This is a genomic window from Streptomyces sp. NPDC001153 (assembly GCF_053598315.1).
Window position 1 is genome coordinate 191,387 of record NZ_JBSFJZ010000005.1, and the last position, 24,322, is coordinate 215,708.

24 protein-coding genes and 1 pseudogene are annotated in these 24,322 nt (G+C 73.4%); 17 read left to right on the forward strand and 8 right to left on the reverse strand.

Features of this window, described 5'->3' with window-relative positions; all coding sequences use genetic code 11:
• Positions 1 to 9: 9 nt before the first annotated feature.
• Entirely contained in the window at positions 10 to 1,263 is a 1,254-nt protein-coding gene (locus tag ACWDEN_RS07635; RefSeq protein WP_351605674.1) for an FUSC family protein, read from the reverse strand.
• A 155-nt stretch (positions 1,264 to 1,418) separates the two neighbouring features.
• Between ACWDEN_RS07635 and ACWDEN_RS07640 the strand changes: the two genes are divergently transcribed.
• Positions 1,419 to 2,027: a TIGR03086 family metal-binding protein gene (locus ACWDEN_RS07640; protein ID WP_351605677.1), complete on the forward strand. Its 609-nt coding sequence runs from the start codon at positions 1,419 to 1,421 to the stop codon at positions 2,025 to 2,027.
• A gap of 87 nt (positions 2,028 to 2,114) precedes the next feature.
• Positions 2,115 to 2,255 (forward strand): hypothetical protein, encoded by a 141-nt coding sequence (locus tag ACWDEN_RS07645; RefSeq protein ID WP_351605679.1) that lies wholly within the window; start codon positions 2,115 to 2,117, stop codon positions 2,253 to 2,255.
• A 166-nt stretch (positions 2,256 to 2,421) separates the two neighbouring features.
• Here ACWDEN_RS07645 and ACWDEN_RS07650 read toward each other — a convergent pair whose 3' ends face one another.
• Complete coding sequence (locus ACWDEN_RS07650) at positions 2,422 to 2,916, reverse strand: FBP domain-containing protein (protein ID WP_351605681.1); 495 nt, start codon at positions 2,914 to 2,916, stop codon at positions 2,422 to 2,424.
• Between the two features lie 102 nt (positions 2,917 to 3,018).
• Here ACWDEN_RS07650 and ACWDEN_RS07655 point away from each other — a divergent pair, with 102 nt between their 5' ends.
• A complete protein-coding gene (locus ACWDEN_RS07655; RefSeq protein ID WP_351605684.1) occupies positions 3,019 to 3,972 on the forward strand; it encodes a DUF3626 domain-containing protein in 954 nt (317 codons plus the stop codon).
• A gap of 109 nt (positions 3,973 to 4,081) precedes the next feature.
• Here ACWDEN_RS07655 and ACWDEN_RS07660 read toward each other — a convergent pair whose 3' ends face one another.
• Positions 4,082 to 4,723, reverse strand: coding sequence for a PAS domain S-box protein (locus ACWDEN_RS07660; RefSeq protein ID WP_450857872.1), 642 nt, complete (start codon positions 4,721 to 4,723; stop codon positions 4,082 to 4,084).
• A gap of 249 nt (positions 4,724 to 4,972) precedes the next feature.
• Between ACWDEN_RS07660 and ACWDEN_RS07665 the strand changes: the two genes are divergently transcribed.
• Both ACWDEN_RS07665 and ACWDEN_RS07670 read left to right on the forward strand, forming a co-directional pair.
• Complete coding sequence (locus ACWDEN_RS07665) at positions 4,973 to 8,149, forward strand: cytochrome P450 (RefSeq protein WP_351622857.1); 3,177 nt, start codon at positions 4,973 to 4,975, stop codon at positions 8,147 to 8,149.
• Between the two features lie 102 nt (positions 8,150 to 8,251).
• Positions 8,252 to 9,541, forward strand: a complete 1,290-nt coding sequence (locus ACWDEN_RS07670) for an ROK family protein (RefSeq protein ID WP_351622854.1) — start codon at positions 8,252 to 8,254, stop codon at positions 9,539 to 9,541.
• Positions 9,542 to 9,572: 31 nt separating this feature from the next.
• Here the strand turns inward: ACWDEN_RS07670 and ACWDEN_RS07675 are convergent, their stop codons facing one another.
• Together ACWDEN_RS07675 and ACWDEN_RS07680 are read right to left on the reverse strand one after the other, a co-directional pair.
• On the reverse strand, positions 9,573 to 9,749 hold the full coding sequence (locus tag ACWDEN_RS07675) for a hypothetical protein (RefSeq protein WP_351622852.1): 177 nt from the start codon (positions 9,747 to 9,749) through the stop codon (positions 9,573 to 9,575).
• Positions 9,750 to 9,782: 33 nt separating this feature from the next.
• Positions 9,783 to 10,814, reverse strand: coding sequence for an SDR family oxidoreductase (locus ACWDEN_RS07680; RefSeq protein ID WP_351622849.1), 1,032 nt, complete (start codon positions 10,812 to 10,814; stop codon positions 9,783 to 9,785).
• 178 nt (positions 10,815 to 10,992) lie between these two features.
• Between ACWDEN_RS07680 and ACWDEN_RS07685 the strand changes: the two genes are divergently transcribed.
• Entirely contained in the window at positions 10,993 to 11,871 is an 879-nt protein-coding gene (locus ACWDEN_RS07685) for an alpha/beta fold hydrolase (protein ID WP_351622846.1), read from the forward strand.
• Positions 11,872 to 12,202: 331 nt separating this feature from the next.
• Here the strand turns inward: ACWDEN_RS07685 and ACWDEN_RS07690 are convergent, their stop codons facing one another.
• The gene (locus ACWDEN_RS07690) at positions 12,203 to 13,246 is read right to left on the reverse strand and encodes a PHP domain-containing protein (protein WP_351622843.1); all 1,044 of its coding nucleotides are present in this window, start codon (positions 13,244 to 13,246) and stop codon (positions 12,203 to 12,205) included.
• A 75-nt stretch (positions 13,247 to 13,321) separates the two neighbouring features.
• On the opposite strand from ACWDEN_RS07690, the pseudogene ACWDEN_RS07695 reads away from it, so the two are divergent.
• The 3 genes and pseudogenes from ACWDEN_RS07695 (at position 13,322) to ACWDEN_RS07705 (ending at position 14,813) form a co-directional block, all read left to right on the forward strand.
• A pseudogene (locus ACWDEN_RS07695) lies at positions 13,322 to 13,937 on the forward strand (SDR family oxidoreductase).
• Positions 13,938 to 14,128: 191 nt separating this feature from the next.
• Positions 14,129 to 14,656, forward strand: coding sequence for a hypothetical protein (locus ACWDEN_RS07700; RefSeq protein ID WP_351618085.1), 528 nt, complete (start codon positions 14,129 to 14,131; stop codon positions 14,654 to 14,656).
• On the forward strand, positions 14,568 to 14,813 hold the full coding sequence (locus ACWDEN_RS07705) for a hypothetical protein (protein WP_228623721.1): 246 nt from the start codon (positions 14,568 to 14,570) through the stop codon (positions 14,811 to 14,813). The genes ACWDEN_RS07700 and ACWDEN_RS07705 overlap by 89 nt, the downstream gene beginning before the upstream one ends.
• Before the next feature lie 12 nt (positions 14,814 to 14,825).
• On the opposite strand, the gene ACWDEN_RS07710 is transcribed toward ACWDEN_RS07705, so the two are convergent.
• Positions 14,826 to 16,061, reverse strand: coding sequence for an RICIN domain-containing protein (locus ACWDEN_RS07710; RefSeq protein WP_351618088.1), 1,236 nt, complete (start codon positions 16,059 to 16,061; stop codon positions 14,826 to 14,828).
• A 327-nt stretch (positions 16,062 to 16,388) separates the two neighbouring features.
• Here ACWDEN_RS07710 and ACWDEN_RS07715 point away from each other — a divergent pair, with 327 nt between their 5' ends.
• The 8 genes from ACWDEN_RS07715 (at position 16,389) to ACWDEN_RS07750 (ending at position 23,964) form a co-directional block, all read left to right on the forward strand.
• Positions 16,389 to 16,583: a hypothetical protein gene (locus tag ACWDEN_RS07715; RefSeq protein WP_351618091.1), complete on the forward strand. Its 195-nt coding sequence runs from the start codon at positions 16,389 to 16,391 to the stop codon at positions 16,581 to 16,583.
• Positions 16,580 to 17,032 carry an MrpF/PhaF family protein gene (locus tag ACWDEN_RS07720; protein WP_450857877.1) on the forward strand — a complete coding sequence of 151 codons (453 nt, stop codon included), beginning with the start codon at positions 16,580 to 16,582 and terminating at the stop codon, positions 17,030 to 17,032. Before ACWDEN_RS07715 ends, ACWDEN_RS07720 begins: the two co-directional genes overlap by 4 nt.
• A 393-nt stretch (positions 17,033 to 17,425) precedes the next feature.
• On the forward strand, positions 17,426 to 17,689 hold the full coding sequence (locus ACWDEN_RS07725) for a Na(+)/H(+) antiporter subunit B (RefSeq protein ID WP_351618095.1): 264 nt from the start codon (positions 17,426 to 17,428) through the stop codon (positions 17,687 to 17,689).
• On the forward strand, positions 17,686 to 18,423 hold the full coding sequence (locus ACWDEN_RS07730; RefSeq protein WP_351618096.1) for an MnhB domain-containing protein: 738 nt from the start codon (positions 17,686 to 17,688) through the stop codon (positions 18,421 to 18,423). The genes ACWDEN_RS07725 and ACWDEN_RS07730 overlap by 4 nt, the downstream gene beginning before the upstream one ends.
• A gap of 8 nt (positions 18,424 to 18,431) precedes the next feature.
• Entirely contained in the window at positions 18,432 to 18,779 is a 348-nt protein-coding gene (locus tag ACWDEN_RS07735) for a sodium:proton antiporter (protein WP_351618150.1), read from the forward strand.
• Positions 18,779 to 20,551, forward strand: coding sequence for a complex I subunit 5 family protein (locus ACWDEN_RS07740; protein ID WP_450857879.1), 1,773 nt, complete (start codon positions 18,779 to 18,781; stop codon positions 20,549 to 20,551). Before ACWDEN_RS07735 ends, ACWDEN_RS07740 begins: the two co-directional genes overlap by 1 nt.
• 187 nt (positions 20,552 to 20,738) lie before the next feature.
• Positions 20,739 to 22,976 (forward strand): ArnT family glycosyltransferase, encoded by a 2,238-nt coding sequence (locus ACWDEN_RS07745; RefSeq protein WP_450857881.1) that lies wholly within the window; start codon positions 20,739 to 20,741, stop codon positions 22,974 to 22,976.
• A gap of 40 nt (positions 22,977 to 23,016) precedes the next feature.
• Positions 23,017 to 23,964, forward strand: a complete 948-nt coding sequence (locus ACWDEN_RS07750; RefSeq protein ID WP_351618101.1) for a ribose-phosphate diphosphokinase — start codon at positions 23,017 to 23,019, stop codon at positions 23,962 to 23,964.
• Here the strand turns inward: ACWDEN_RS07750 and ACWDEN_RS07755 are convergent.
• Positions 23,939 to 24,313, reverse strand: a complete 375-nt coding sequence (locus tag ACWDEN_RS07755; protein ID WP_351618103.1) for an anti-sigma factor antagonist — start codon at positions 24,311 to 24,313, stop codon at positions 23,939 to 23,941. The genes ACWDEN_RS07750 and ACWDEN_RS07755 overlap by 26 nt on opposite strands.
• Positions 24,314 to 24,322: the final 9 nt, after the last annotated feature.

Sequence of the window (24,322 nt, forward strand, 5' to 3'; positions counted from 1 at the left end):
GCGCCCTCCTCACCAAGAACGCTCACCGAACCCCGCACGGTTCCGCCACAGCTCCTCCTGCACCCCGAGCCGTTCGCGCATCCGGGTCATCCGGGGCAGCTTCGCCCGCTGCCTCTGGGAGACCCGGTCCAGCTCCTCGAACAGGCGCCGGGTGCGGTGCTCGGTGTTCAGCTCGTCGATGATCCGCGTCGTCTCGGTCAGGACGGCGCCGAGCAGCTGCCAGTTCGCCCAGTCCTGGCCGATCTCCTCCCGGAGCAGCTCGGCCAGCCGGTCCCGGGTGCCGGCCGCCGTCTGCAGCTCGGCGGACAGCCGGGCCTCCGCCGACTCGGCGTTCTCGCTCAGATGCGTGGTGACCAGGACCGCGAAACTGACCACCGCGTCGGCCATCTCCGACAGCAGCTGTTCCACGGTCGCCCCGACCCGGGGCGGGAACAGTTCCTCGGTCCCGCGGACCTTGGCCAGGTCCGTGAAGGTACGGGCCAGCACCCGCAGCACCACCGTGCAGATCTCCAGCGTGTCCAGGCCGGTGCGCAGCACCACCCGGTGCAGCAGCCCCTCCTTGACCCGAGGATTGAGCCGCAGGCTGTCCTCGGCCTGCCTGAGGGACGCGTCCACCTGGGTGATGTGCTGGTCCAGCTGCCTTGCCTCGTGCAGCCGCTCGGCCGCCCGCTCCCAGGGGATCCGGCCCGCGGCCTCCTCGCCCATCCGCAGCATCAACTGCCGCATCCGGCGCGCCAGGTCATCGATCGAGCGGCCCGCCTCGTCCACCCACACCGGGGGCGGGAGCAGAAGATTGCAGGCCGTGCCGACGACCGCGCCGATCAGCGTCTCCACGATGCGCGCCCAGGCGGTGAACCCGACGGTGGTGACCCCGAGGACCAGCATGGCGCTGATCGCCACCTCGGCCACGTACTCGTCGACCCGGACCAGGTGCCCGACGGCCAGCGAGGCCACGATCAGCAGGGCGAGGCTCCACCAGGTCAGCCCCACCAGCACGCTGAAGGCGATCGCCACCAGCACGCCGGCGACCACCGAGTTCACCCGGCGGATGCCGTTGGTCAGGGTGGCGTAGAAGGTCACCTGGACGACCAGCAGCGCCGTCAGCGGCGCGGTCAGCGGGGCCGGCTCGGGGCTCAGCCGCAGGGCGATGACGTAGGCGATCGTCGCAGCCGTCGCCGACCGCAGCGTCTGGACGACCACCGGCTCCCGGCGGCGCTCCAGCAGACGCCGCAGTCCCGTGGACCACTTCGGTACGTCGTGCATCGCTTGGCCTGTTCCCGTTCCTCGGGCGGATCGAACGTCCGGGATTGCGGACCGTTCCTGTCCGCAAGGGTTCGTACAGTGATCCCGGCGGTTGAGAAGCCGCCACATTCGAGCGGCGGTCGGGAGGCCGTCGAACCGCCAGGGAAGGGGTCGGCATGGGGGAGAACAAGGGCGCGGGCGAGCCCGAGGGCGTCGAGCTGCTCCGGCAGGCGCACGCCTGTCTGCGCGAGGTGGTCGCCGGGGTGCCGGAGGAGGCCTGGGGCAGGCCGACGCCGTGCTCCGAGTGGACCGTTCGGCAGGTGCTCAACCACGCGCGGATCGACCAGCAGGCCTACGGCCTCGCGCTCACCGCCGGCCGGCCGGGCGAGGACCCGTTCCAGCCGGCCGACGCCCTGCACGGCGATCCGACGGCCGAGCTGGACAAGGTCCTGGACGCCGTGGCCGACGCCTATGCGGGGCTGCCCGCCGACGCCGGATCCGTGCCGACGCCGCTGGGCCCGCTGCCCCTGCCGCTGGCCGCCGGTGCGGGCGCGCTGGACGCCGCCGTGCACGCCTGGGACATCGCCGTCGCCACCGGTCAGAACCGGCCACTCACACCGGCGCTGGCGGCTGCCCTCCGGCCGACCGCCGACCAGCTGGTCCCACGGCTGCGCGAGTACGGCGTGTTCGCGCCCGCCCTCACATCCCACGGCCCCCAGAACGAGGCGGCGGCCCTGCTCGCCTTCCTCGGCCGGGACCCGGAGTGGGCGCGTCCGGAGTCCTGACGGGAGAGCCTCTCGCGTGGGTGCCTCGGTGTCGTGACGGGGTGGGCCGGCGGGTGGCCCGGGGCGGCGGCCGGTACATGGCCGGCCGTGCGGAAGGTCACCACGGTGGAACAGCCGGCCCGCCGGTACGCCTGCGACTTCGACGAGCCCTCCCGGCTCGCCGCGAGCATGGGCCACCGCGACCGGACGACGGTCGCGAACGTGCTGGAGTGGCGGCGAGGTGGGTGAGCGCGGGCCTGACCGTCGACCGGGGCACCTTCAACGCCACCGGCACGGACGGCGCCGTCCACCGCTTCGTCGCCCTCGCCCTCGCCCGCGGCCACGACCTGTTGATCCGCCTCCACCGGGTGGCGGCCGCCCGGCTGCGCACCCCGGCTTTCGCGAGACGGCACCGTCAGGCATACAGCTTGTCGACGAACGCGTGCAGATTGCCCGTCGTCCGGACGATCTGCTCCTCCGTCGTCAGGCTCTCCTCCAACCGCATGCCGGACTCCGGCACCTTCTTGCCCCGCACATACAGCGAACACGCCAGATCGGTGCACATGTACAGGCCGACCGAGTTGCCCTCGCGGCCCGCCGCCCCCGCCTTGCGCGCAGCCATCAGCGTCACCCCGCCGCCGGGATGTGTGGTCAGACACACCGAGCACATGCTGCGGTGCAGAAACCCGCGCTGAGAGGCCTGGAAGCGGAGCGCGACGCCGACGAGCCGGTCGTCCCGTTCGGTGACCAGATAGCTGCGGTCGGGCGCCCCCGGATCCCGCCAGCCGAGAAAGTCCAGGTCGTCCCACGGGCGTTCGCCGAGATCCCGCGGCACCGCCAGCCGTTTGGCCTCCCCCTTGGAGCAGTTGACAAAGGAGTTGCGGATGTCCTGCTCGGTGAGAGATCTCATGGGGGGAGTCCTTCCGGATTCGGTGCCGTGAACCTGGTGGTCCGTGAACCTAATAGGTCTAGGTTCACGACTAGCCTAGGTAGTCAAGGGGAGGGTGGGCCAATGGATTTCCGGCAGGGGTTGCCGCCGCACGCCCGACGGGCGCTGGACCATGTCGCCACCGGGGTGAACGGCCCACCGCTCGACCCCGGTCTGCGCATCACCCTCAACTTCCACCCCGACCGCGTCTCCGGCGGACTGCCGATCCTCCAGGCGCTGGCCCGGGACGGCGCGTACCACTCGCAGTTCGTCACCGGCACCAGCAACGGCGGTCTCACCGCGCACCCGGGAGGCGACCGGACGCGCTGGGAGAGCCGGATCTTCGGCGGCGCCTACGACGATGCGCCCCCGGTCGAGCGCCCGCTGTACGGCGCCCTCAACTTCCGTGACCAGGTCGTCGGCGCGGCCCCGCGCTTCGGCTCCTCGCATCTCAGGCTGGCCGGCCCGGTCCTGGACCGCGCCACCTTCTGCTATCCGGACAGCGCGGCCGAGCCCACCGACTTCGGCGTGGCCCCGGCGATGCCGCTGATCGCGCTCGCGGACGCGGACGAGCAGGATCCCCTCAACGACTACGTCGAGAGCCATGTGCACGGCGGTGTGCTGCTCGCCCGGGACGTGGAGGCCCTCGTGCTCGACGCGAGCTACCGCGGCACCCCGGTCGAGACGGCGGCCCGGCACCTGCCCTTCCCGCTGGAGTGGCACCCCGGCTACCGGCTCACCGTCACCGCACTGCGCCGCCACGCCGACTACCGGGGCCCGGAGTACGCCGACCTCGGCGCGCTGATCGCCGAGCGCGGCCTGCTCACCCCGCGCATCATCGGCGACGCGGCCCGCACCGGCCGCCACGAGCTCCAGGACCTGAAGATGGTCTGGCACACCCTGGCCCGCTTCGGCGCCCCGGAGGGCGCGGGCACGGCGTACCGGGCTCTGGCCCCTTCCGACGGCACCGGCCGCAGGACGAGTACGGCCTCTCCGGGCGAGGCGCCATCGGCTGTGGTGCCGTCCGGCACGGCGTAGTCGGCCCGGCGGCACGGCAGGGGGGCCGACCGTGACCTCAGCCGACACGGTCGGCCGGTTCCGGTGTACGCCTGTCCCGGCCCGGTCTCCGCCGAACCGGACGCTCGCCCTACCCCGCCTCCGACGTCCTTGCCTCCGGCGGCCACACCCCCGGCCTCAGGACGCCCAACGCGTAAGCGCGGGCGACCAGTTCGGTGCGGTTGGCGGCGTTCCAGCGGGCCGACAGGCGCCGTAGGTGGTAGGTGACGCCGTCCTTGCTGAGGCCCAGCTCGCGGGCGGCGCCGGCCGTGGTGGCGCCGCCCGCGAGCAGGGCCAGCACACGGCCCTCCACCGGAGTGACCCGCGCCGGCTCCGGCTCGGGCGCCGCCCTCTCGCCCCGCACCCGCAGCATCACCAGCAGGGCCGGTGTCTCGTCCACGCTGTCGCTGACGGGGTCCGCCGTCAGCTCCCCGAACCGCTCGGCGCCGCCCGGTGCCCGCCAGCGCACCGACACCTGGTAGCGCGAGCGGTGCCGCAGCCGCAGCGCCTCGGCGATCCGCTCCACCTGCGTGGCCTCCTGCGGCCGGAACAGCTCCAGCACGTCCCGGCCGCGCAGCCGCCCCGGCGTCGTACCGCACTCCGCCGCCATCGCGGGGTTGGCCAGCACCACCAGGCCGTACACATCGCACACGGCGACCGGCACCGCCACCCGGTCGAAGAGCACCAGGGCCCGGTTGCGCCATACGACCCCGTCGGCCCGCCCCAGGTCCATGCCCACCTCCCGCGAAGTGCCGAGCCACGTCCTCATACAAGACGAAGATCCAGGTCAGCGGCAAACCGTGCGGCCCCGGTGCGCGTTGCCGAGACCGTGGGGCCCGCTCGGCGCAAGGCCCGCGACCGAGATTTGACTGCGCGATCGTGTAGTGCCGGAGCACGGACCCGCACCGCCGCTCGCCCACCCTGGAACGCAGTACTCGGTTACCGCGAGTACTCCGTTACCGCGAAAGGCAGTTGTCGCGCCATGTCCCCCACCGCACTGCACCCCGACCCCGCCGGTACCCTGCCCGGCGTCCCCGTCGTCGACATCACCGCCACCGGTCCCGGCCACACCCCCCTCCAGCAGGTCATGGACCTGATGCGCACCCACGGCCCGGTGCTCGTGCGCAGGCTGCACGGCCGGGACGTGCTGTTCGTCGCCGACGCCGACCTGGTCGCGGACCTCGCCGACGAGGAGCGGTTCGCCAAGCACGTCGGGCCCGCGCTGGAGAACGTGCGCTCTTTCGCCGCCGACGGTCTGTTCACGGCGTACAACGACGAACCCAACTGGGCCAAGGCGCACGACATCCTGATGCCCGCCTTCGCGCTCGGCTCGATGCGCACCTACCACCCGGTGATGCTCGAGGTGGCCCGCCGGCTCATCGGCTCCTGGGACCGCGCGGCCCGCGACGGGCAGGCCGTGAACGTGCCGGACGACATGACCCGGATGACCCTCGACACCATCGGCCTCGCCGGTTTCGGCTACGACTTCGGCTCCTTCGAGCGCGTCGAGCCGCACCCCTTCGTGGAGTCGATGGTCCGCTGCCTGGAGTGGAGCATGCACCGGCTCGCCCGCACCCCGGGCCAGGACCACTCCGCCGCCGACGCGGCCTTCCGGGCCGACGCCGACCACCTCGCGAAGGTCGTCGACGACGTCATCGCCTCCCGCACCGGCACCGACCAGAGCGGCGCCGAGGACCTGCTCGGGCTGATGCTCAGCGCGCCGCACCCCGCCGACGGCACCACCCTGGACGCCGCCAACATCCGCAACCAGGTCATCACCTTCCTCATCGCCGGCCACGAGACCACCTCCGGCGCGATGTCCTTCGCCCTGTACTACCTCGCCAAGCACCCCGCCGTGCTGCGGCTGGTGCAGCGCGAGACCGACGCGCTGTGGGGCGGCGCGGCCGACCCGGAGCCCTCGTACGACGACATCGGCCGGCTCACCTACACCCGCCAGGTGCTGAACGAGGCCCTCAGGCTGTGGCCGACGGCCGCCGCCTTCGGCCGGCACGCCCGCGAGGACACCCTGCTCGGCGGCCGGATCCCGCTCGCCGCGGGCCAGGCCGTCACCGTGCTCACCCCGATGCTGCACCGGCAGCCCGTGTGGGGCGACAACCCGGAGCTGTTCGACCCCGAGCGGTTCACCGCCGAGGCGGAGGCGGCCCGCCCGGTGCACGCCTTCAAGCCCTTCGGCACCGGCGAACGCGCCTGCATCGGGCGGCAGTTCGCACTGCATGAGGCGACCATGCTGCTCGCCATGCTGGTCCACCGGTACCGGCTGCACGACCACGCCGACTACCGGCTCACCGTGAAGGAGACCCTCACCCTCAAGCCCGAGGGCTTCACCCTCACGCTGAGCCCGCGCACCCCCGCCGACCGCGTGCACACCCCGCTGCCGGGCGGCATCCCCGCGCGAGCCGACACGGGCCCGGCCCCGGACACGCTGCCCGCCCGGGTCCGCCCCGGCACCGGCGTCCTCTTCCTGCACGGCAGCAACTACGGCACCTGCCGCGCCTTCGCCGCCCAGCTCGCCGACGAGGCCGCCGCCGTCGGCTGCGCCACCGAGGTCGCCGCGCTGGACGCGTACGCGGACGGACTGCCCACGGACCGAGTGGTCGTCATCACCGCCGCCTCCTACAACGGCCACCCCACCGACGACGCCCGCGCGTTCACCGCCTGGCTCGACGGCACCCCCGACCTGACCGGCGTGACCTACGCCGTCCTCGGCGTCGGTGACCGCAACTGGTCCGCCACCTACCAGCAGGTTCCCACCCGCGTCGACGCCCGCCTCGCCGAGCTCGGCGCCACCCGCCTGACCGACCGGGCCGCCGCCGACGCCTCCGGCGATCTCACCGGCAGGGTCCGGGAGTTCACGGCCCGGCTGCGCACCGCGCTGCTGACGGAGTACGGCGACCCCGACGCCGGTACCCGGGAGGCGGAGCCCACGACGGCGTACGAGGTCCGCACCCTGACCGGTGGCCCGCTGGACGCCCTCGCCGCCCGGCACGAGCTGGTCCCGATGACCGTCACCGAGGCGTACGACCTCACCGCCCCCGCATACCCGCGCACCAAGCGGTTCCTGCGCATCGCGCTGCCCGAGGGCGTCACCTACCGCACCGCCGACCATCTGACCGTGCTGCCCGCCAACGCCCCGGACCTGGTGGACCGCGCCGTCGCCGCGTTCGGCCTCGAGCCCGACGCCGTCCTGGAGATCCGGGCCACCCGCCCGCGCCGCGACGGCCTCGCCGTGGACCGCCCGCTCACCGTGCGGCAACTCCTCACCCACCACGTCGAGCTGCAACAGCGGCCGACGGCACGGCAGCTGGCCCTGCTCGCCGAGGCCAACCCCTGCCCGCCCGAGCGCGCCGCCCTGGCCGCCCTGACGGGCGACGATCCGCGCACCCTCGTCGAACTCGCCGAGGACCACCCCGCCCTGCGCGGCGCCCTCGGCTGGCCGCTCCTGCTCGACCTGCTGCCCCCGCTGCGGCCCCGCACCTACTCGGTGTCCTCCTCGCCGGTCGTCGACGCCCGCCACGTGGACCTCATGGTCTCCGTCCTCGACGCCCCCGCCCGCTCCGGGAAGGGCCGCCACCGGGGCACCGGCTCCGGCCACCTGGCGACCCTCCGGCCCGGCGACACCGTGTACGCCCGCGTCCAGCCCTGCCGCGAGGCCTTCCGGATCGACGGCTCGGCACCCGTCGTGATGGTCGCCGCCGGCACCGGACTCGCCCCGTTCCGCGGCGCCGTCGCCGACCGGGTCGCGGCCCGTGCCGCGGGCGCCGAGCTCCCGCCCGCGCTGCTCTACTTCGGCTGCGACGCCCCCGACGCCGACTTCCTGCACGCCGCGGAGCTGCGGGCCGCCGAGGAGGCCGGCGCGGTCTCGCTGCGTCCGGCCTTCAGCGCCGCGCCCGAGAACGGGGCCGCCTTCGTGCAGCACCGCATCGCCGCCGAGGCCGACGAGGTCCGCGCCTTGCTGGACGCCGGCGCCCGGGTGTACGTCTGCGGCGACGGCGCCCGGATGGCCCCCGGCGTCCGCGAGGCCTTCCGCACGCTGTACCGGGAACGGACGCCGGATGACGACGAGGCGGCGGCCGGGCGCCTGCTCGACTCGCTGGTGGCCGAGGGGCGTTACGTGGAGGACGTGTACGCCGCGGGGTGAGCCGCTTTGCTCAGATCGTGAACTAAGGGTTGGGAGAATCTCGCGTTCCGCCTGTCCGAAGGGGTATGTTGCAGGTCGGGAAGGGTTCGTGAAGGGAGCGGCATGGCGGGGCGTAATGGGCGCACGGTACGCGACCTCAGGCGGGGCAACCGCACGGCGGTGCTGCAGAAGCTGTACTTCGACGGCCCCCTCAGCCGCTTCGAGCTGGGCCCGGCCACCGGCCTGAGCTCCGGCTCGGTCAGCAACGTGGTCGCCGACCTGATCTCGGACGGTCTGGTCGAGGAGGCCGGCAGCGTCGACTCCGACGGCGGCCGGCCCCGCACCCTGCTGCGCGTCGCCCCGGACAGCGGACAGATGATCGGCGTCGACGTCGGCGAAACCCGCGTCCGGGTCGAGCTGTTCGACCTGGCCCTGACCGAACTCGCCCGCACCGAACACCGGCTGGCCCCGCAGGGCTACGACGCCGAGGTGATCGCCGGCCACATCCGCGACGGCATCGCCGAGGTCCTCGGCGTCGAACAGGCCGTGCCCGAGCGGCTGCTCGGCGTCGGAGTCGGCGTCCCCGGCATCGTCGAGCACACCCCGGAGCAGGGCGCCGTCGTCCACGGGCAGACCATCGGCTGGGACGCCGTCCCGCTGGAACGGCTGCTCCGCTCCTCCTCCCGGCTCCCGGACGGGATCCCGTACTTCATCGACAACGGCGCCAAGACGCTGGGCCAGGCGGAGATGTGGTTCGGCGCGGGACGCGGCGCCCGCAACGCCGTGGTCGTGCTCTTCGGCTCCGGCGTCGGCGCCTGCGTGGTCACCCCCGAGGTGGAGCACGGGCGGGCGGTGGAGTGGGGGCACCTGACCGTGCGGGTGCGCGGGCGCCGCTGCCGCTGTGGCGCGCCGGGCTGCCTGGAGGCCTACGCGGGCGCCGAGTCTCTGCTCGACCGCTGGCGCGAGGAGGGCGGACGGCCGCCCGAGGGCACCGACGAGGAGACGGCGCTCACCGCGATGCTCGCCGCCGCGTATCCGGCCGAGGGCGCCGAGCACGACCCCGTCGCGCTGGCCGTCCTCGAGGAGACCGCCGAGTACGTCGGCGCCGGCCTGTCCGACCTGATCAACCTCTTCCAGCCCGAGCGGATCCTCATCGGCGGCTGGGCCGGGCTCCAGCTGGGCGCCCGCTTCCTGCCGGCCGTACGGCGGCACGCGGCGACGTACGCGCTGCGTCATCCGGCCGACAAGGTCACCATCGACCTCGGCCGGCTCGGCCCGGACGCGGTCACCGTCGGCGCGGCCATCCTGCCGCTGGCCGACTTCTTCACCAGCGGCGGCCGCCGCCCGGAGCCGGTCACCGAGGGCCGCCTGCCGGCGTGGCGAGCGGCGCTCCGGGAGCGGGCGCCGCGCTGAACGACCGGTGCTGCGAAGGCGCCGGGACCGCTCAGGCCGGCGGTTCGTCCGCGTCAGGCGCGTCCTCCGCCGGAGTCACCTCGTGCTCGCGCGGCTTGTCCGGCCCGACCTCCCACGGGTCCTCGCCGGCGCCCGCCTGCTGGTCGGGCATGTCCCTCGGGACCGGGCTCGTGTCACGGTCCGGCTCCGGCTCTCGTTGTGCGGCCATGGCGTACTCCCCTCGGCCCGGGCGCGCGGCGGATCAGCCGACCTTGCGCCCGCGCAACGGCTCGGTGTCCATCCCTCCGCCCCTCTGCAGGCCGTCGAGGAACTCCTGCACCACCCCGGTCGCCGTACGCCGCGGCCGCCAGCCCAGCTCGGTGCGCGCCCGGCCGCAGTCCATCAGCGGCAGCCGCAGCACGGCGTCGAACAGCTGCGGTGAGGCCGGCAGCAGATGCAGCCCCCAGGCCGCGGCGATCGCCGACCGGGCCGCCGTACGCGGCAGCCGCACCGGGCGGCTGCCCAGCAGCTCGGCGAGCACGCCGGCGTCGAGCGGCGGGTCCGCGGCGAGGTTGAAGGCGCCCCGCGCGCCGTCCGGGTGCACGGCGAGCCGGTAGGCCTGGGCGGCGTCGTCCGTGTGCAGCGCCTGCACCCTGAGCCCCTGGATGTCCGGCAGGAACGGCAGCAGCTCCGGCCGGGCCAGCGGACCCGGCAGGAAACGCCCGCCGAAGATCCGCCGCTGCTCGCTCGCCGACTGCCACTTGAACAGGAACGCCGGGCGCATCCGCACCACCCGCACCTCGGGGTGGTCCCGCTCGAACACGTCCAGGGAGCGCTCCAGATAGGCCTTCTCCCGGCAGTAGGCGGCGTCCGGCCAGCCGTGCGTCGGCCAGGACTCGTCCACCGCGCGGTCCTTGGGGCCGGGTGAGTACGCGCCCACGGACGAGGCGTGCACCAGCACCGGCACCCGCGCCGCGGCGACCGCCTCGAACACCCGGATGCCGCCGAGCACATTGGTCCGCCAGGTGACCGCCGGATCGTGCGTCGGCCGGAACGCCCAGGCCAGATGGACGACGGCGTCGGCGCCCTCGAAGCGCTCGGCGAGGTTCGCCTGTTCGGAGGCGATGTCGGCCGCGGACCACTCGGTCTTCGGCGGCGACCAGGCCGGCGTACGCCGGGCCAGTCCGCGCACCGACTTGATCTCCGGGTCCTCCGAGAGCAACCGCACCACACTCGTGCCGACATTGCCGGTGGCACCCGTGACCACGACCCTGCTGCCCGCTGCGCCGCTCACCTTCGGCTCCTCTCGGCCCACGCTCCGGGAGACCGGCCGGGTACCCGGGCCCGGGCGCGCGCACACCCGGCCATGACGCGACAGGTAATCGACCGGTGCGCCGGATCCGGAGAGTATCGAGGACGTCAGCGCGACGCAGCGGCGTCGCACCAGCTCCCCACCGCCGAGGAGGCACCCCATGCCGTACTTCGACAGCCCGGTCGACGGCGCCCGCCTGCACTACACCGACCACGGCCCGGCCACCGGCCCGGTCGCCGTCTTCGTGGCCAGCGCCTACCTCGGCCAGGAGATGTGGGAGTACCAGACGCTGCCGCTCGCGGAGGCCGGATTCCGCTGCGTGGCGCTGGACCGGCGGGGACACGGCCGCTCCGAGGACACCTGGAACGGATACGACCTCGACACCCTCGCCGACGACCTCCACGGCCTGCTCGACCACCTCGACCTGCGCGAGGTCGCCCTCGTCGGGCACTCCGTCGGCACCGCCGAGGTGATCCGCTGCCTCACCCGGCACGGCACCGCGCGCGTGGCCCGCGCCGCCCTCGTCGCCGGCGTCAGCCCCGGCCTGGTCCGCTCGCCGAACCTCCCGGAGGGCATCGACCCCGCGGCCGTACGCGCCGACGAGGAGTCCTTCCGTCGTGACCGGGCCGCCTGGTTCACGCGCTTCGCGGACGACTTCTTCGCCGTCCAGCAGCCCGGCAACGACGTCTCCCCGGCCTACGTCCGCTATCTGATCGACCGCTGCCTGGTCGCCACGCCCCGCGCCGCGACCGCGGTCCGGGCCGTCGTCGCCGCGCTGGACCTCGCCGCCGAGCTGCCCGCGCTGGACCTCCCGGTGCTGGTGGTGCACGGCACCCACGACACCTCCGCGCCGTCGGCACTCACCGGTGAACGCCTGGCCCGGCTGCTGCCGGGCGCCGTCCTGAAGATGTACGAGAACGGCGGCCACGGGCTGTTCGCCACGCACGCCGCCCGGCTCACGGCCGACCTGCGGGAGTTCATCGAGGACGGGGCCGTGCGCACCGGTGAGCAGGTGGGCGTCGGAGCGGCCGGCCGGTGAACCGGTGCACACGAAAGAGCCCCGGCCGTGACGGGGGATTCACGACCGGGGCGGTCAGGTGGTGGGCACGGACGGCGGTCGCCTCTCGGCGAAGGGCTCCACAGGGCTTCAGCCGAACGATCGTCCCTGTGGGCAGAAGGTGAGGCCCGGGGACACTGTCCCATCCGTACCCACGGCCGGTTCAACGAACAACCATCCCGTGGTGTTCCGGCGGGCCATGTGACGTGTACCACCTCCCATGATGCTCACGCCAGTGGCCTCCCGTCGAGCCCTTCGAGCAGGTCTGCCCCCTCCTGGCTCACGCTGCGCGCCGGATGCCACGCCGGGCGGGTCAGGAACCCGCCACGCGCGCCGGGACCCGGCCCTCCCGGGTCCAGGCCAGCAGCTCGTCGGCGGACCAGGTGGTCACCACCCGCTCGGCGGGCACCCCGCACTCCTCGGCCCGGGCGCAGCCGAGGATCTGCCAGTCGAGCTGGCCGGGCGCGTGCGCATCGGTGTCGACGGCGAACAGCACCCCCGCCTCCACGGCCCGGCGCAGCAGCCGGCGGGGCGGGTCCAGCCGCTCGGGACGGCTGTTGATCTCCACCGCCGTACCGGACTCGGCGCAGGCCGCGAACACCGCGTCCGCGTCGAACTCCGACTCCGGCCGCCCCCGGCCCGTCACCAGCCGGCCCGTGCAGTGCCCCAGCACATCGGCGTGCGGATGGCGTACGGCGGCCACCATCCGGCGGGTCATCGAGCGGGCGTCCATCCGCAGCTTGGAGTGCACCGACACCACGACCACGTCCAGCCGCTCGAGCAGCTCCGGCTCCTGGTCCAGCGAGCCGTCCTCGAGGATGTCGCACTCGATACCGGTGAGCAGCCGGAACGGCGCCCACCGCGCGTTCAGCTCCGCCACCAGCTCCAGCTGCTCCCGCAACCGCTCCGGCGACAGGCCGCGGGCCACCGTCAGCCGGGGGGAGTGGTCGGTCAGAGCGGTCCACTCGTGTCCGAGCTCGGCCGCCGCCCGCCCCATCTCCTCGATCGGGCTCCCTCCGTCGGACCAGTCCGAATGGGTGTGACAGTCCCCCCGGACCAGCTCCCGCAACTCCGCCCCGGCGCCCTCCGCCCCGACCGACGCCCCGGCCTCCTCCTCCAGCTTCCGCAGATACCCCGGCACCTCCCCGGCCAACGCCTCCCGCACCACCTGCGCGGTCTTGGGCCCGACCCCCTTGAGCGCCTCCAGCGTCCCGGCCGCCGCCCGCTCGGAAACCTCGTCCGCGGGCAGGACGGCCAACGTCCGCGAGGCGGTCCGGAAGGCCTTCACCCGATAGGTGGGCGCGAGCGACCGCTCCAGCAGAAAGGCGATCCGGTCGAGAGCAGCCACGGGATCCATGCACCCAAGGTTCCCTCAGACGCTCCGAAGGGGCGCGGGGAACTGCGAAGCCCAGGCAAGCTGCGGAGGCCGGCCATGCCCGGCGCAGCGATCGTCACGGGCGCGGACTCCGGAATCGGCCGAGCCACCGCCGTACGCCTGGCCGGGGCGGGTCTGGACGCACGGCGGAGGAGGTCCGCGGCAAGGGCCGCCGCGCCGCCGTCGCCCGGCTGGGCCGCCTCGACGTCCTGGTCGACAACGCCGGTACCGGCATCATGAACCCCTTCCTCGACCTGACCCTCGCGGACGTACGCCGGGTCCTGGACGTCGACCTCGTCGGGCCGTTCCTGTGCGGGCAGCACGCGGCCCGGCGCACGATCCGGCAGGGCGACGGGGGCCGGATCGTCGACGTGCCGGGTCGGCGTGGCACCGTACTGTGCGGTGAAGGGCGGACCGTGAACGCGGTCGCGCCGGGGGAGATCGCCACGCCGAGGACCGGCCAGGAGGACACCGACGTGCACACCGAGCGGCGGCCCGGCGTGCCACTCGGGCGACCCGGTGACGCACGGAGGTCGCCGCCGTCATCGCCTTTCTGGCGAGCCCGGACGCCTCGTACGTCACCGGCGCGTGCTGGAGCGTCGACGGCGGCATGCTGCGGATGGGCCCGCAGGCCGGCTCTCACCTGAGCGCCGACGACTGGCGCCGGCCCTGAGACCGTGCGGCTGCGGACCAGCTCCTGCGACGGACCCGGCTACCGCCGCGTCCGTTGCGGCGGTAGCCGGGGCTTCCGCTGCGCCGATACCGCCGGCCGGCCCCTCACCCGCTCCGGCCGGCTCACCCGGATCCGGGCCCTGACCCCTCGCGGGGCGCGGGCCGAGCCCGCCCCGGGTCACCGCCTGCGCGGTGCGCCTGCTGGACCTCGGCTTCTTCCGTAGCGGCAGCGACCGGCACATGCGCTCCAGTGAGACGTACGGCCTGACGACCATGCTGCGCGAGCACGTCCGCTGCGGCCAGGGCGAGATCACCTTCAGCTGTGCGGCCAAGGGCGGCGTGGAGACGGTCCGGGCCCTCGAACAGGTCCGTGCCGTCACCCGGGCGCTGTTGCGGCGCCTGCCCGGCGGCGACCGCTTCCTCGCCTCCTGCGTGGGTGGCTTCTGGCGCGACCCGCACAGCGACGACCTCAACGAGGCGTCGCGCCGGCTGGCCGGTGCCGAGGTCACCGCCAAGGACTTCCGCACCTGGGGTGGCAGGGCGCCCGAATGGTCGAGGCGGCGGTTCTCGATCTTCTGGACGGCTCCGGTGGATGACTCATCGGGACGCGATGCGTTCTACGCTCTATTGCATGACCGAACAAGGAGCTCCCTACATCTCCCATCCACGGGTCCTGGTGCACGGAGTGTGCCCCGGCAAGCCCGGCGAGCCGCCTTTTAGGATCATGGAGATCGACGGTCAGGTCATCGGTGAGGCCAGGACCGTCACCGACGTACTGGAGGCCGCCGCCTCGTACGGCATCACCATCCACGACCTGGACGACCCCGACATGGTCCGCTGGGTCGGTGGTGGCAAGTACACCTGGACGCTGCACTGAGCGGCGCGCGGCTCAGCCGACCGTCCACTTCTGGTTGGCGCCGCCCGTGCACGTCCAGATCTGCAGACGGGTGCCGTTGGCCGAGTTGTTCCCGGTCACGTCGAGGCACTTGTCGGCCTGCGGATTGACGATGTCGTGCGCCCCGGTGACGGTCCACTTCTGGTTCGGGCCGCCGGTGCAGTCCCACAGCTGGACGGTCGAGCCGTCCGCGGTGCCGTTGCCGGTCACGTCCAGGCACTTGCCGAGCGCCCGGATCGTGCCGTCCGAGCCGACCGTCCACTGCTGCGCGGCCGTGCCGTTGCAGTCGTAGAGCTGCACCGGTGTGCCGTTCGCGGAGTTCGCGCCGGCCACGTCCACGCACTTGCCGGCCAGGCCCCGTATCGGCACCCCGGCCGCGCTGTCGCTCGTCGTCACCGACACCGAGTCCACCACCAGTTGCTGCGGGAACTGGGTGCTCGCGTCCGGGTCGCCGGGCCAGTAGCCGCCGACGGCCAGGTTCAGGATCAGGAAGAACGGCTTGTTGTCGAACACCCAGGTCTTTCCGCCCAGGTCGGCGGGCGTGCGCCGCTCGTAGACGGTCCCGTCCACGGACCAGGTGATCGAGCCGGGCGCCCAGTCGACGGCGAACGTGTGGAAGGCGTCCGCGAAGGCCTGTCCGTTCGGCAGGCTGTAGGCCGCGCCGATCCCGCCGGATCCCGAGTAGCCGGGGCCGTGGATGGTGCCGTGCACGGTCGAGGGTTCGAAGCCGACGTTCTCCATCACGTCGATCTCGCCCGAGTCGGGCCAGTTCACGGGCGTGCCGAGCATCCAGAACGCCGGCCACATGCCCTGACCGCGCGGTATCTTCATCCGCGCCTCGACGTGCCCGTACTGGGCGTTGAACTTCCCGGCGGTGTTCAGCCGGGCCGAGGTGTACTGGCAGCTGCCGTACCAGCACTGGTAACCGGCCGGGTTCTCCTTGCGGGCCGTGATGACCAGGTGGCCCTGGCCGTCCAGGGCCGCGTTGTTCGTGCCCGAGGTGTAGTACTCCCGTTCGTGGTTGTTGACGTTGTCGCCGGTCTCCAGATTCCACTTCGAGGAGTCGACCGCGGAGCCCGCGGGCCCGTCGAAGTTGTCGGAGAAGGTGGTGACGGTCGCCGCCGCTGGCGCGGCGGCCTGGGCCCGTGCCGGACCGACGGCGGCGGAACCGACCAGGGCGGCGGACAGGGCGGCGAGGAGACATCTGCGGAGCAGGCGTGGGGAGGCCATGGTTCTCCGTTCGGCGTGGGGGATGGAGTTGCCTCTTGATTTAAGGAGTGAGAAAAGGAGGCGTCAATACCCTGGTGCAGACCTGCTGTTGACGGGCCGTCATGCGGCACGGGCATCTCCGGCGGTGAACTCTCCCGCGCAGTGGGGAGGTTGCCGGGCGGCGAGCTCCGGATGCCAGGGGACGTTTCCTTTCACGCTCCCGGGGCACTCCGGTTGCGGACCCGCGTGCCGCCGCCCCTCCAGGGACCCGGCGGTGCTTGGATGCCCCGAGCGGCGCATCGGACCTATCGCCGCGCACGTGTGCAGAGCGGACCGAGGAGGTGGCGGATGACCCGGCGTACGGCCTCCCGCACGGTTCTCCTCACCTTCGGTGAACTCCTGGCCTGGTGGGGTGCGCTGGCGCTGCTGTGGCTGGTGTTCATCACATCGGTCGACACCCTCGAACGGGTCGTCGGCGGGAGCGCCGCGGCGGTCGGGGCGCTGCTGGCGCGGGCCGGCCGGCGGGCGGTGACCTGGCGGTGAACGGCTGGATCCTCGCGGCGACCGTCGAACTGGGCGGGGGAGGGGCGGCCGCTCTGTGGGGCGTCACCACGGGAGGACCGGCCCGCCGGGTCGTCGCCCAGAACATGACCACCTCGGCCCTGTGCCCGGCCCTGCTGCTGTTCTCCCAGGGCTACGGCCGCCCGGCCTACGTCGACCTCGCCCTGCTGCTGGCCCTGCTCGGCCCGGTCGGCACGCTCGTCTTCGCCCGGCTCCTCTCGGACGACCTGGAGGGCGAACGGCCGAGCGCGTGGGGGCTGACCTGGACCGCCGCCGCACTCAGCGCGGCGGTCGTGGCCGCTGTCTGCGCCGCCACCGGCCCCGGCCGCGCCATGGCGAAGCTCCTGGTCATCGGCGCCCTCCTCATCAGCGGCAACGTGATCGCCTCCCGCGCCCTGTCCGGCGGATTCCGGGGGGTGCGGGGTGGCTGACAGGAGCCCGGACAGCCCCCATGGACGCCCGGGCGTGGGCGTGTTGGCGCGGCGTTGCGCGGCGGCGGGCGTGCCGGTGAGCCTGCCAGTGGCCCGGCGGCCCGGATGCGGCATGGCTGTGAGGCACCCCCAGGGGCGCGGGGTCGCTGAGGGCCTGCCAGGACCCGGGAGGGCCGACGGGCCGCCGGGACGTGGGACGGCCGACGTGCCCGCGAGGCGCCGGCGGGAAGGCGTCGCGTTCCGGGTGAGCGCACGAGGGCTGCCCGGTCATGCCGTCGCCGATGTGCTGGTGGACCGGGTGGAGCAGTGCGTCGGAGCCGATGGGGGAGTACGCGCGTCGCAGGGGCGCGCGGTGGCCGGCGTACTGTCGGGCGGACCGGGCGGAGGTGCGGCGTGGACGATGCCGTGATCGTCGTGGCCCTGCTGCTGATGGCCGGCTGCGCCACCGCCGCCGTCGTCCAGCGCGACCCCGCACGGCAGGCACTGGTGCTGTCCGTGCTCGGGTCCGTGCTCGCCGTCCTGTTCACCGTGCTCCAGGCACCGGACGTCGGCCTGTCCCAGCTGGCCGTCGGCTCCGCGCTCACCCCGCTACTGATCATGCTGAGCGTGCGCAAGGTCAGACGCCGCGGTCGCCCGGAGGACGGTGGTGCGAAGTGAACCGGCTGCGGCTCGCCCTGCTGGCCGTCGGCGGCGCCGGCCTGGCCGCCCTGCTCGTCACCGCCTGCCTCGACCTGCCCGGCTTCGGCGGCCGGAGCCATCCGTACGGCACCCGGGCCGTGCACGCCTCCCTCACCCGGCACACCGCCAACACCATCGCCTCCGTCAACTTCGACCAGCGCGCCTACGACACCGTCGGAGAGATGACCATCCTGTTCGCCGCCGTCCTCGGCTGTGTGGTGCTGCTGCGCCAGGCCCGCGACGAGCACCGGGCACAGCCGCAACCCGCCGAGGTGGCCCGGCCGGTCCGCCGCTACGCCCTGATCGTGCTGCCCGTCGCCCTGGTCACCGGTCTCTACGTCATCGCCCACGGCCAGCTCAGCCCGGGCGGCGGCTTCCAGGGCGGAGTCGTCGCGGCGACCGCCCTGCACCTGCTGTACCTCGGCGCCGACTACCGCGCGCTGGAACGCATCCGCCCGCTCGCCGTCTACGAGGCCTCCGACGCCCTCGCCGTCTCCTCCTACCTGGTGCTGGGCCTCGCCGGAGTCCTGGCCGGCACCGCCTTCCTGGCCAACACGCTGCTGCCGTACGGCACCTTCAACACGCTGTCCTCCGGCGGCACCGTCCCCCTGCTGAACGCGGCCATCGGCATCGAGGTGGCGAGCGCGGTCGTCGTGCTGCTCGCGAACTTCCTCGACCAGGCCGTCGAGATCGAGGAGGAGCACGGGAGTTGACCACCGTGATGCACGTCCTTCCCTACCTGGTCGCCGCCTACGTCTTCCTGACCGGCTGCTACGGCCTCGCCACCAGCCGCAACCTCATCCATGCCGTCGGCTGTCTCGCGGTCTGCCAGTCCTCCACCTATGTGCTGCTGCTGGCGGTCGGCTACCGGAACGGCGGCACCGCACCCGTCTTCTCCGACCTCGAGCCCGGCTCCCGGCCGCTGGTCGACCCGGTCGTCCAGGCGCTCACCCTCACCGACATCGTCGTCGGCGCCACCGCCACCGCCCTGCTGCTCGCCCTCGTCCTGCAGATCGCCAAACGGCACGGCACGGTTGACCCCGACGAACTGCGGGAGCTGCGCGGCTGATGCCCCATCTGCTCCCGCTGCTGGTCGCGATCCCCCTGCTCGGCGCCGCCCTGCTGGTGGCCATCGGCCGCCGTCTGCCCCGGATCGCCGCGGAGATCACCGGCTTCGTGGTCTCCGGCGGTACGGCCGCCCTCGCGCTGGTGCTGCTGCTGAACTCCTCACCGCCGATGGTCGAGTGGGTCGGCGGCTGGCAGCCCGTCGACGGCGAGAGCGTCGGCATCGTCGTCGTCGGCGACGGCCCCTCGCTCGGCATGGCCGCGCTGGTCTGCCTGCTGACACTGGCCGCACTCGCCTACTCCTGGCGGTATTTCGACGAACCGCCGCGCGGTCACCCCGGCGCCTTCACCGCGCTGATGCTGGTGTTCCAGGGCGCCATGTGCGGGTTCGCCATCGCGGGCGACCTGTTCAACGCGTTCGTCTTCTTCGAGCTGATGAGCGTCACCGCGTACGCGCTCACCGGCTACCGCATCGACGACCCGAAGGCCGTACAGGGCGCGCTGACCTTCGGTGTCGTCAACTCCCTCGGCGCCTACGCCATGTTGATGGGTATCGGCCTGCTGTACGCCCGTACCGGCGAGCTGGCCATGGCGAAGATCGGGCGCGGTCTCGACGCGGCGGCCGGGCACGGCGGTGCGGACGCGCTGGTCCTCGCCTCCTTCGTCCTCGTGCTGACCGGGCTGCTGGTGAAGGCGGCCGCCGTGCCCTTCCACTTCTGGCTCCCGGACGCCCACGCCGTCGCCCCCACCCCGGTGTGCATGCTGCTGTCCGGGGTGATGGTCGAACTCGGCGTCTACGGCGTCTGGCGGGTGTACGGCACCGTCTTCGCCGGACCCGGCGGAATCCCCGCCGCCGACCTGACCCGGGCCCTGGTGACGCTCGGCGAGCTCACGGCCGCGACCGGCGCCGTCATGTGCTGGTACCAGCGGCACATCAAGCGGCTCCTCGCCTACTCCACCGTCGCCCACACGGGGCTGTTCCTCGTGGGCATCGGCGTCCTCACCCCGCGGGGCGACGACGGGGTCGCCCTCTACATCCTCGGGCACGCCGGAGTGAAGGCCGCGCTGTTCGCCTGCGCGGGCGTCCTGCTCGACCGCTACGGCGGCCTCGACGAGCACACGCTGTACGGCCGGGCCCGTGAACTGCGCGCGACCGCGGTGATGTTCGCCGTGGGCGGTCTCGGTCTCGCGGGCCTGCCCCCGTTCGGTACGGGTCTCGGCAAGGCGGTCACCGAGGAGGCGGTCGGCGGCCCGCTCACCGTGGTGTACGTGGCCGCCTCCGCGATCACCGCCGGCGCCGTCCTGCGGGTCACCGCACGGGTGTTCCGCGGCCTCGGGCCGCGCCCCGAGGAAGCCGACGCCGACCTGGAGACCAGCGGATCCGAGGAGGAACCGGAGACGACCGGACCGCTGAGCCGGATCCCGGACACCATGACGACGGTCCCCGCCGTGCTGCTCGCCGCCGCCCTCGCCGTCGGATCGGTCCCCGGATTCGGCGACCTGGTGGCCCGTTCCGTCAACGAGGCGGGGTCGGGCGGCGCCCAGGCCTCGGCGCAGTGGACGGTGCACGGTGTCCTGCTGGGCCTGGCCTCCACCGCACTGGCCCTGGCCCTCGCCGGTCTCGCGGTGGCCCGCCCGCACTGGACCGCCGCCCCCGACTGGTCCCGGTTCCTGCGCCGGCTGCAGTCCGGCCATGTCGGCGACTACGTGGCCTGGCTGCTGATGGGCGCCACGGTGCTGGGGGTACTGGCCCTGCCGGCGGTGTTCGGCGGCTGACCGGCACCTGTGCGACGGCTGTCGGATTCCTGTGTACAGCGGAATCCAGTCGCAGGTAAGGAACGCGCTTTTCCGCCGCAAATTCCATGTCGTGTGATTAAAGAGATGCCCTGGGTGTGGTGAGAGTTTCCTTGAAGCGGGCCGCTACGGCGTGGTGGGGGCGGGCGGTTGACGAACACTGCTGCGCATGGCCACGAACGTCCTCGACACAACCGCGTCCACCGGTGCCGCCCGCCGCGCACTCTGGCGATCACCGGCGGACGAGCCCGCGTACGCGCGCCCGGCGCTGCTGCTCCTCACCGTGCTCGCCGCCGTCCTCTACAGCTGGGGCATCGACCACAGCCAGTACCACACGTTCTATGCGAGCGCCGCCCGCAGCATGACGGAGAGCTGGAAGGCGTTCTTCTACGGCTCTTTCGACCCCGGGAATTCCATCACGCTCGACAAACTGCCCGGATTCCTGTGGCCGCAGGCGCTCTCCGCGAGGCTTTTCGGATTCCACCCCTGGGCGCTGGTCCTGCCGCAGGTCCTGGAGGGAGTGGCCAGTCTGCTAGTCCTGCACCGCCTGGTGCGCCGCTGGGCGGGGGTGAACGCGGCGCTGATCGCCTGCACGGCCTTCCTGGTGACCCCCGTGGCGGTCGGGTTGTTCCGCACCGCGGTCGAGGACCCCGCGTTCACGCTGTGCCTGCTGCTGGCGGCCGAGGCCACCGGGCGCGCCGCCCGCGACGGCCGGTTGCGCCCGCTGCTGGCGGCCGGTGCCTGGGTCGGCCTGGGCTTCCAGGCCAAGATGCTCGAGGCGTGGGCCGTACTGCCGGCGCTCGCCCTGGTCTATTTGCTGTCGGCACCCCTCACCCTGCGGCGGCGTCTGCTGCACCTCGGTGTGTCCGCCCTGGTGATGACCGCCGTGTCGGCGTCGTGGATGCTCGCCGTCACCCTCACCCCGGCCCAGGACCGGCCGTACGTGGATGGCACCACCAACAACTCCGCGTTCAGCATGGTGGTCGGCTACAACTTCCTGAACCGCTTCTCCTCGCTCGGCATCAGCGCGGCCTCCACGGGCAGCGTGAGCGCGACCCAGGGCGGCGGAGGCGGCCACACCGGCGCCGGACGGACATTCGGCGGCGCCGTTGGCACGGGTGCCGGGCTCGTCCGGGACGCTCGTGGACCGGCGGTCACCCCGGCCACGGCCGGGGCGGGTGCGGGCCGTCGCGGCGCCGGCGGGTTCGGCGAGGGCCAGAACGGCTGGTCGAAGATGTTCGGTACGGCGCTCGCCTCGCAGACCGGCTGGTTCTACCCGTTCGCCGCGGTGGCCGCAGTTTGCGGACTGCTGTGGTGCCGGGGACGGCCGCGCACCGACCGGCTGCGCGCCGGATACGTCCTGTGGACCGCCTGGCTCGCCCTGTACTTCCTGGTCTTCAGCGCAGGCAGCGTCGGCGGCCACACGTACTACATGGGCGTCATCGCGGTACCGCTCGCCGCGCTCACCGGTGCCGGGAGCGTGCTGATGTGGCGCGCCCACCGGGCCGGCGGCCGCCGCGCCCGGGCCCTGCCGGGCGCGGTCGCGGCGACGGCCGCCTGGAGTGCGTACCTGGCGGGCCGGTTCCCGTCGTTCCTGCCCTGGCTGGCCCCCACGGTGACCGTGCTCGGCATCGCCGCGGTGGTGCTGCTCCTCCTCGCCCGGCCCGGAGGGCCCCGCGCGGCGGGCCGCCTCGCGCTCGCCGGGCCGGCCGCCGCCCTGGCCGCCCTGCTCCTCGCGCCGAGCGCATGGGCCGTACAGGTCTTCACCCCCGGTTACCGCACCTCCGCCATGGGCGCGATCGGCCCGTCCGCCCTGAACCGCGGTCCCGGGGCGGCAGGTTCGGGACCCGGTCGGCTCGGCCGGGCGGCGTGGGCCGGCGGCGGCACGTTCGGGCAGGCGGTCCCCGGTGGCATGCGCGGCTCGGGCCGGATCGGATCCGTCGGCGGGGACGGTTCCGGCGGCTGGGGCGGCTTCGGGGGCGCCGACGGCAGCGGCTCCCTGAGCGAGGACCAGCGCCGGCTGCTCGACTACACCCGTGCGCACCAGGGCGCCGCCACCTACGTGTTCGCCGCCGGGAGCTGGAGCACCGCGTCGCCGTACATCCTGGCGACCGGCGCCCACGTGCTGCCGCTCGGCGGCTTCAGCGGCCGTGTGCCGTTTCCCACCCAGGCGCAGTTCCGGCGGCTGGTCGACGACGGCAAGGTGCGGTACGTGCTGCTGGGCGGCGGCCGCGGCATGGGCCCCGCGTCCGCAGGCACCGGGAGGACGGCCGCCACGCAGATCACCGCCTGGGTGCGGTCCGCCTGCACCGAGGTCCCGGCCTCGGCCTACGGCGGGACGACCCCGTTCGGCGACGCGCGGACGGCGACCGCCCAGACCCTCTACCGGTGCGGCCCCGGTCGGTAGCATGATCCCGGTCCTGCGGTGATCAGGCGAGGAGCGGATCATGCGAGACATCGCCGTCTTCAGCGGCAGTGCCCACCCCGACCTGGCCCACGAGGTCTGCGCCCACCTCGGCGTACCGCTCAGCCCGACCCGCATGAGCCGGTTCGCCAACGACTGCCTCGGGGTGCAGCTCCAGGCCAACTGCCGGGAGCGGGACGTCTTCCTGATCCAGCCGCTGGTCCGGCCGGTGCAGGAGCACCTGGTGGAGCTGCTGCTGATGTGCGACGCCGCCCGGGGCGCCTCCGCGGCCCGGATCACCGTCGTCATGCCCCACTACTCCTACGCCCGCTCCGACAAGAAGGACGCGCCGCGCATCTCCATCGGCGGCCGGCTGGTCGCCGATCTGCTCGTGGCGGCGGGCGCGGGCCGGGTGCTCGCCATGACCCTGCACTCCCCGCAGGTGCACGGCTTCTTCTCGGTGCCGGTGGACCATCTGAACGCGCTGCGCGAACTCGCCGCGCACTTCCGGCAGTACGACCTGACCCACACCACGGTCGTCTCGCCGGACCTCGGCAACGCAAAAGAGGCCGCCGCCTTCGCCCGGCTGATCGGGGCTCCGGTGGCGGCCGGAGCCAAACAGCGGTTCGCGGACGACCGGGTGACCATCAGCTCCGTCATCGGCGATGTCACCGGCCGGGACGTCATCGTGCTGGACGACGAGATCGCCAAGGGCAGCACGGTGGTGGAACTCCTGGCCCGGCTGCGGGAGCTGGGTGCCCGAACGGTCCGGGTGGCGTGCACGCACGGGCTGTTCGCGGCGGGTGCGCTGAAGCGGCTGAGCGAGCAGCCGGACGTGCTGGAGATCGTCTGCACCAACACCGTGCCGCCCCCCACGGAGGAGCGGCACACCGACAAGCTGAGGGTGCTCACCATCGCCCCGGCCCTCGCCGAGGCCGTACGGCGCATCCACAACGGTGAATCGGTCAGCGCCCTGTTCGAGCAGTCGTAGCCAGGGCCGCGTCCAGCGTCGGCTGCGGCGGCAGCAGCCGGGACAGACCCGTGACCCGGAAGACGCGCAGGGTCAGCGGATGCGTGCACACCAGGTGCACCTGCCCGCCGCCGTCCAGCACCCTGGCGCGGGCCCGGTACAGCAGCCGCAGCCCCGAACAGTCGAAGAACTCCACCGACCGCAGGTCGATGACGACGAGTGCCCCGGGCCGGCCGGTGACCCGGTCCAGCAACGGGCCGACCTCCGTCGCCGAGACCAGGTCGATCTCGCCCCGCAACTCCAGCACCGTGTGCGCCCGGTGCTCGTACACACGGAGGTGACGGGTGAGCGGTGCAGGCTCGTCTCGCACGACGGCATC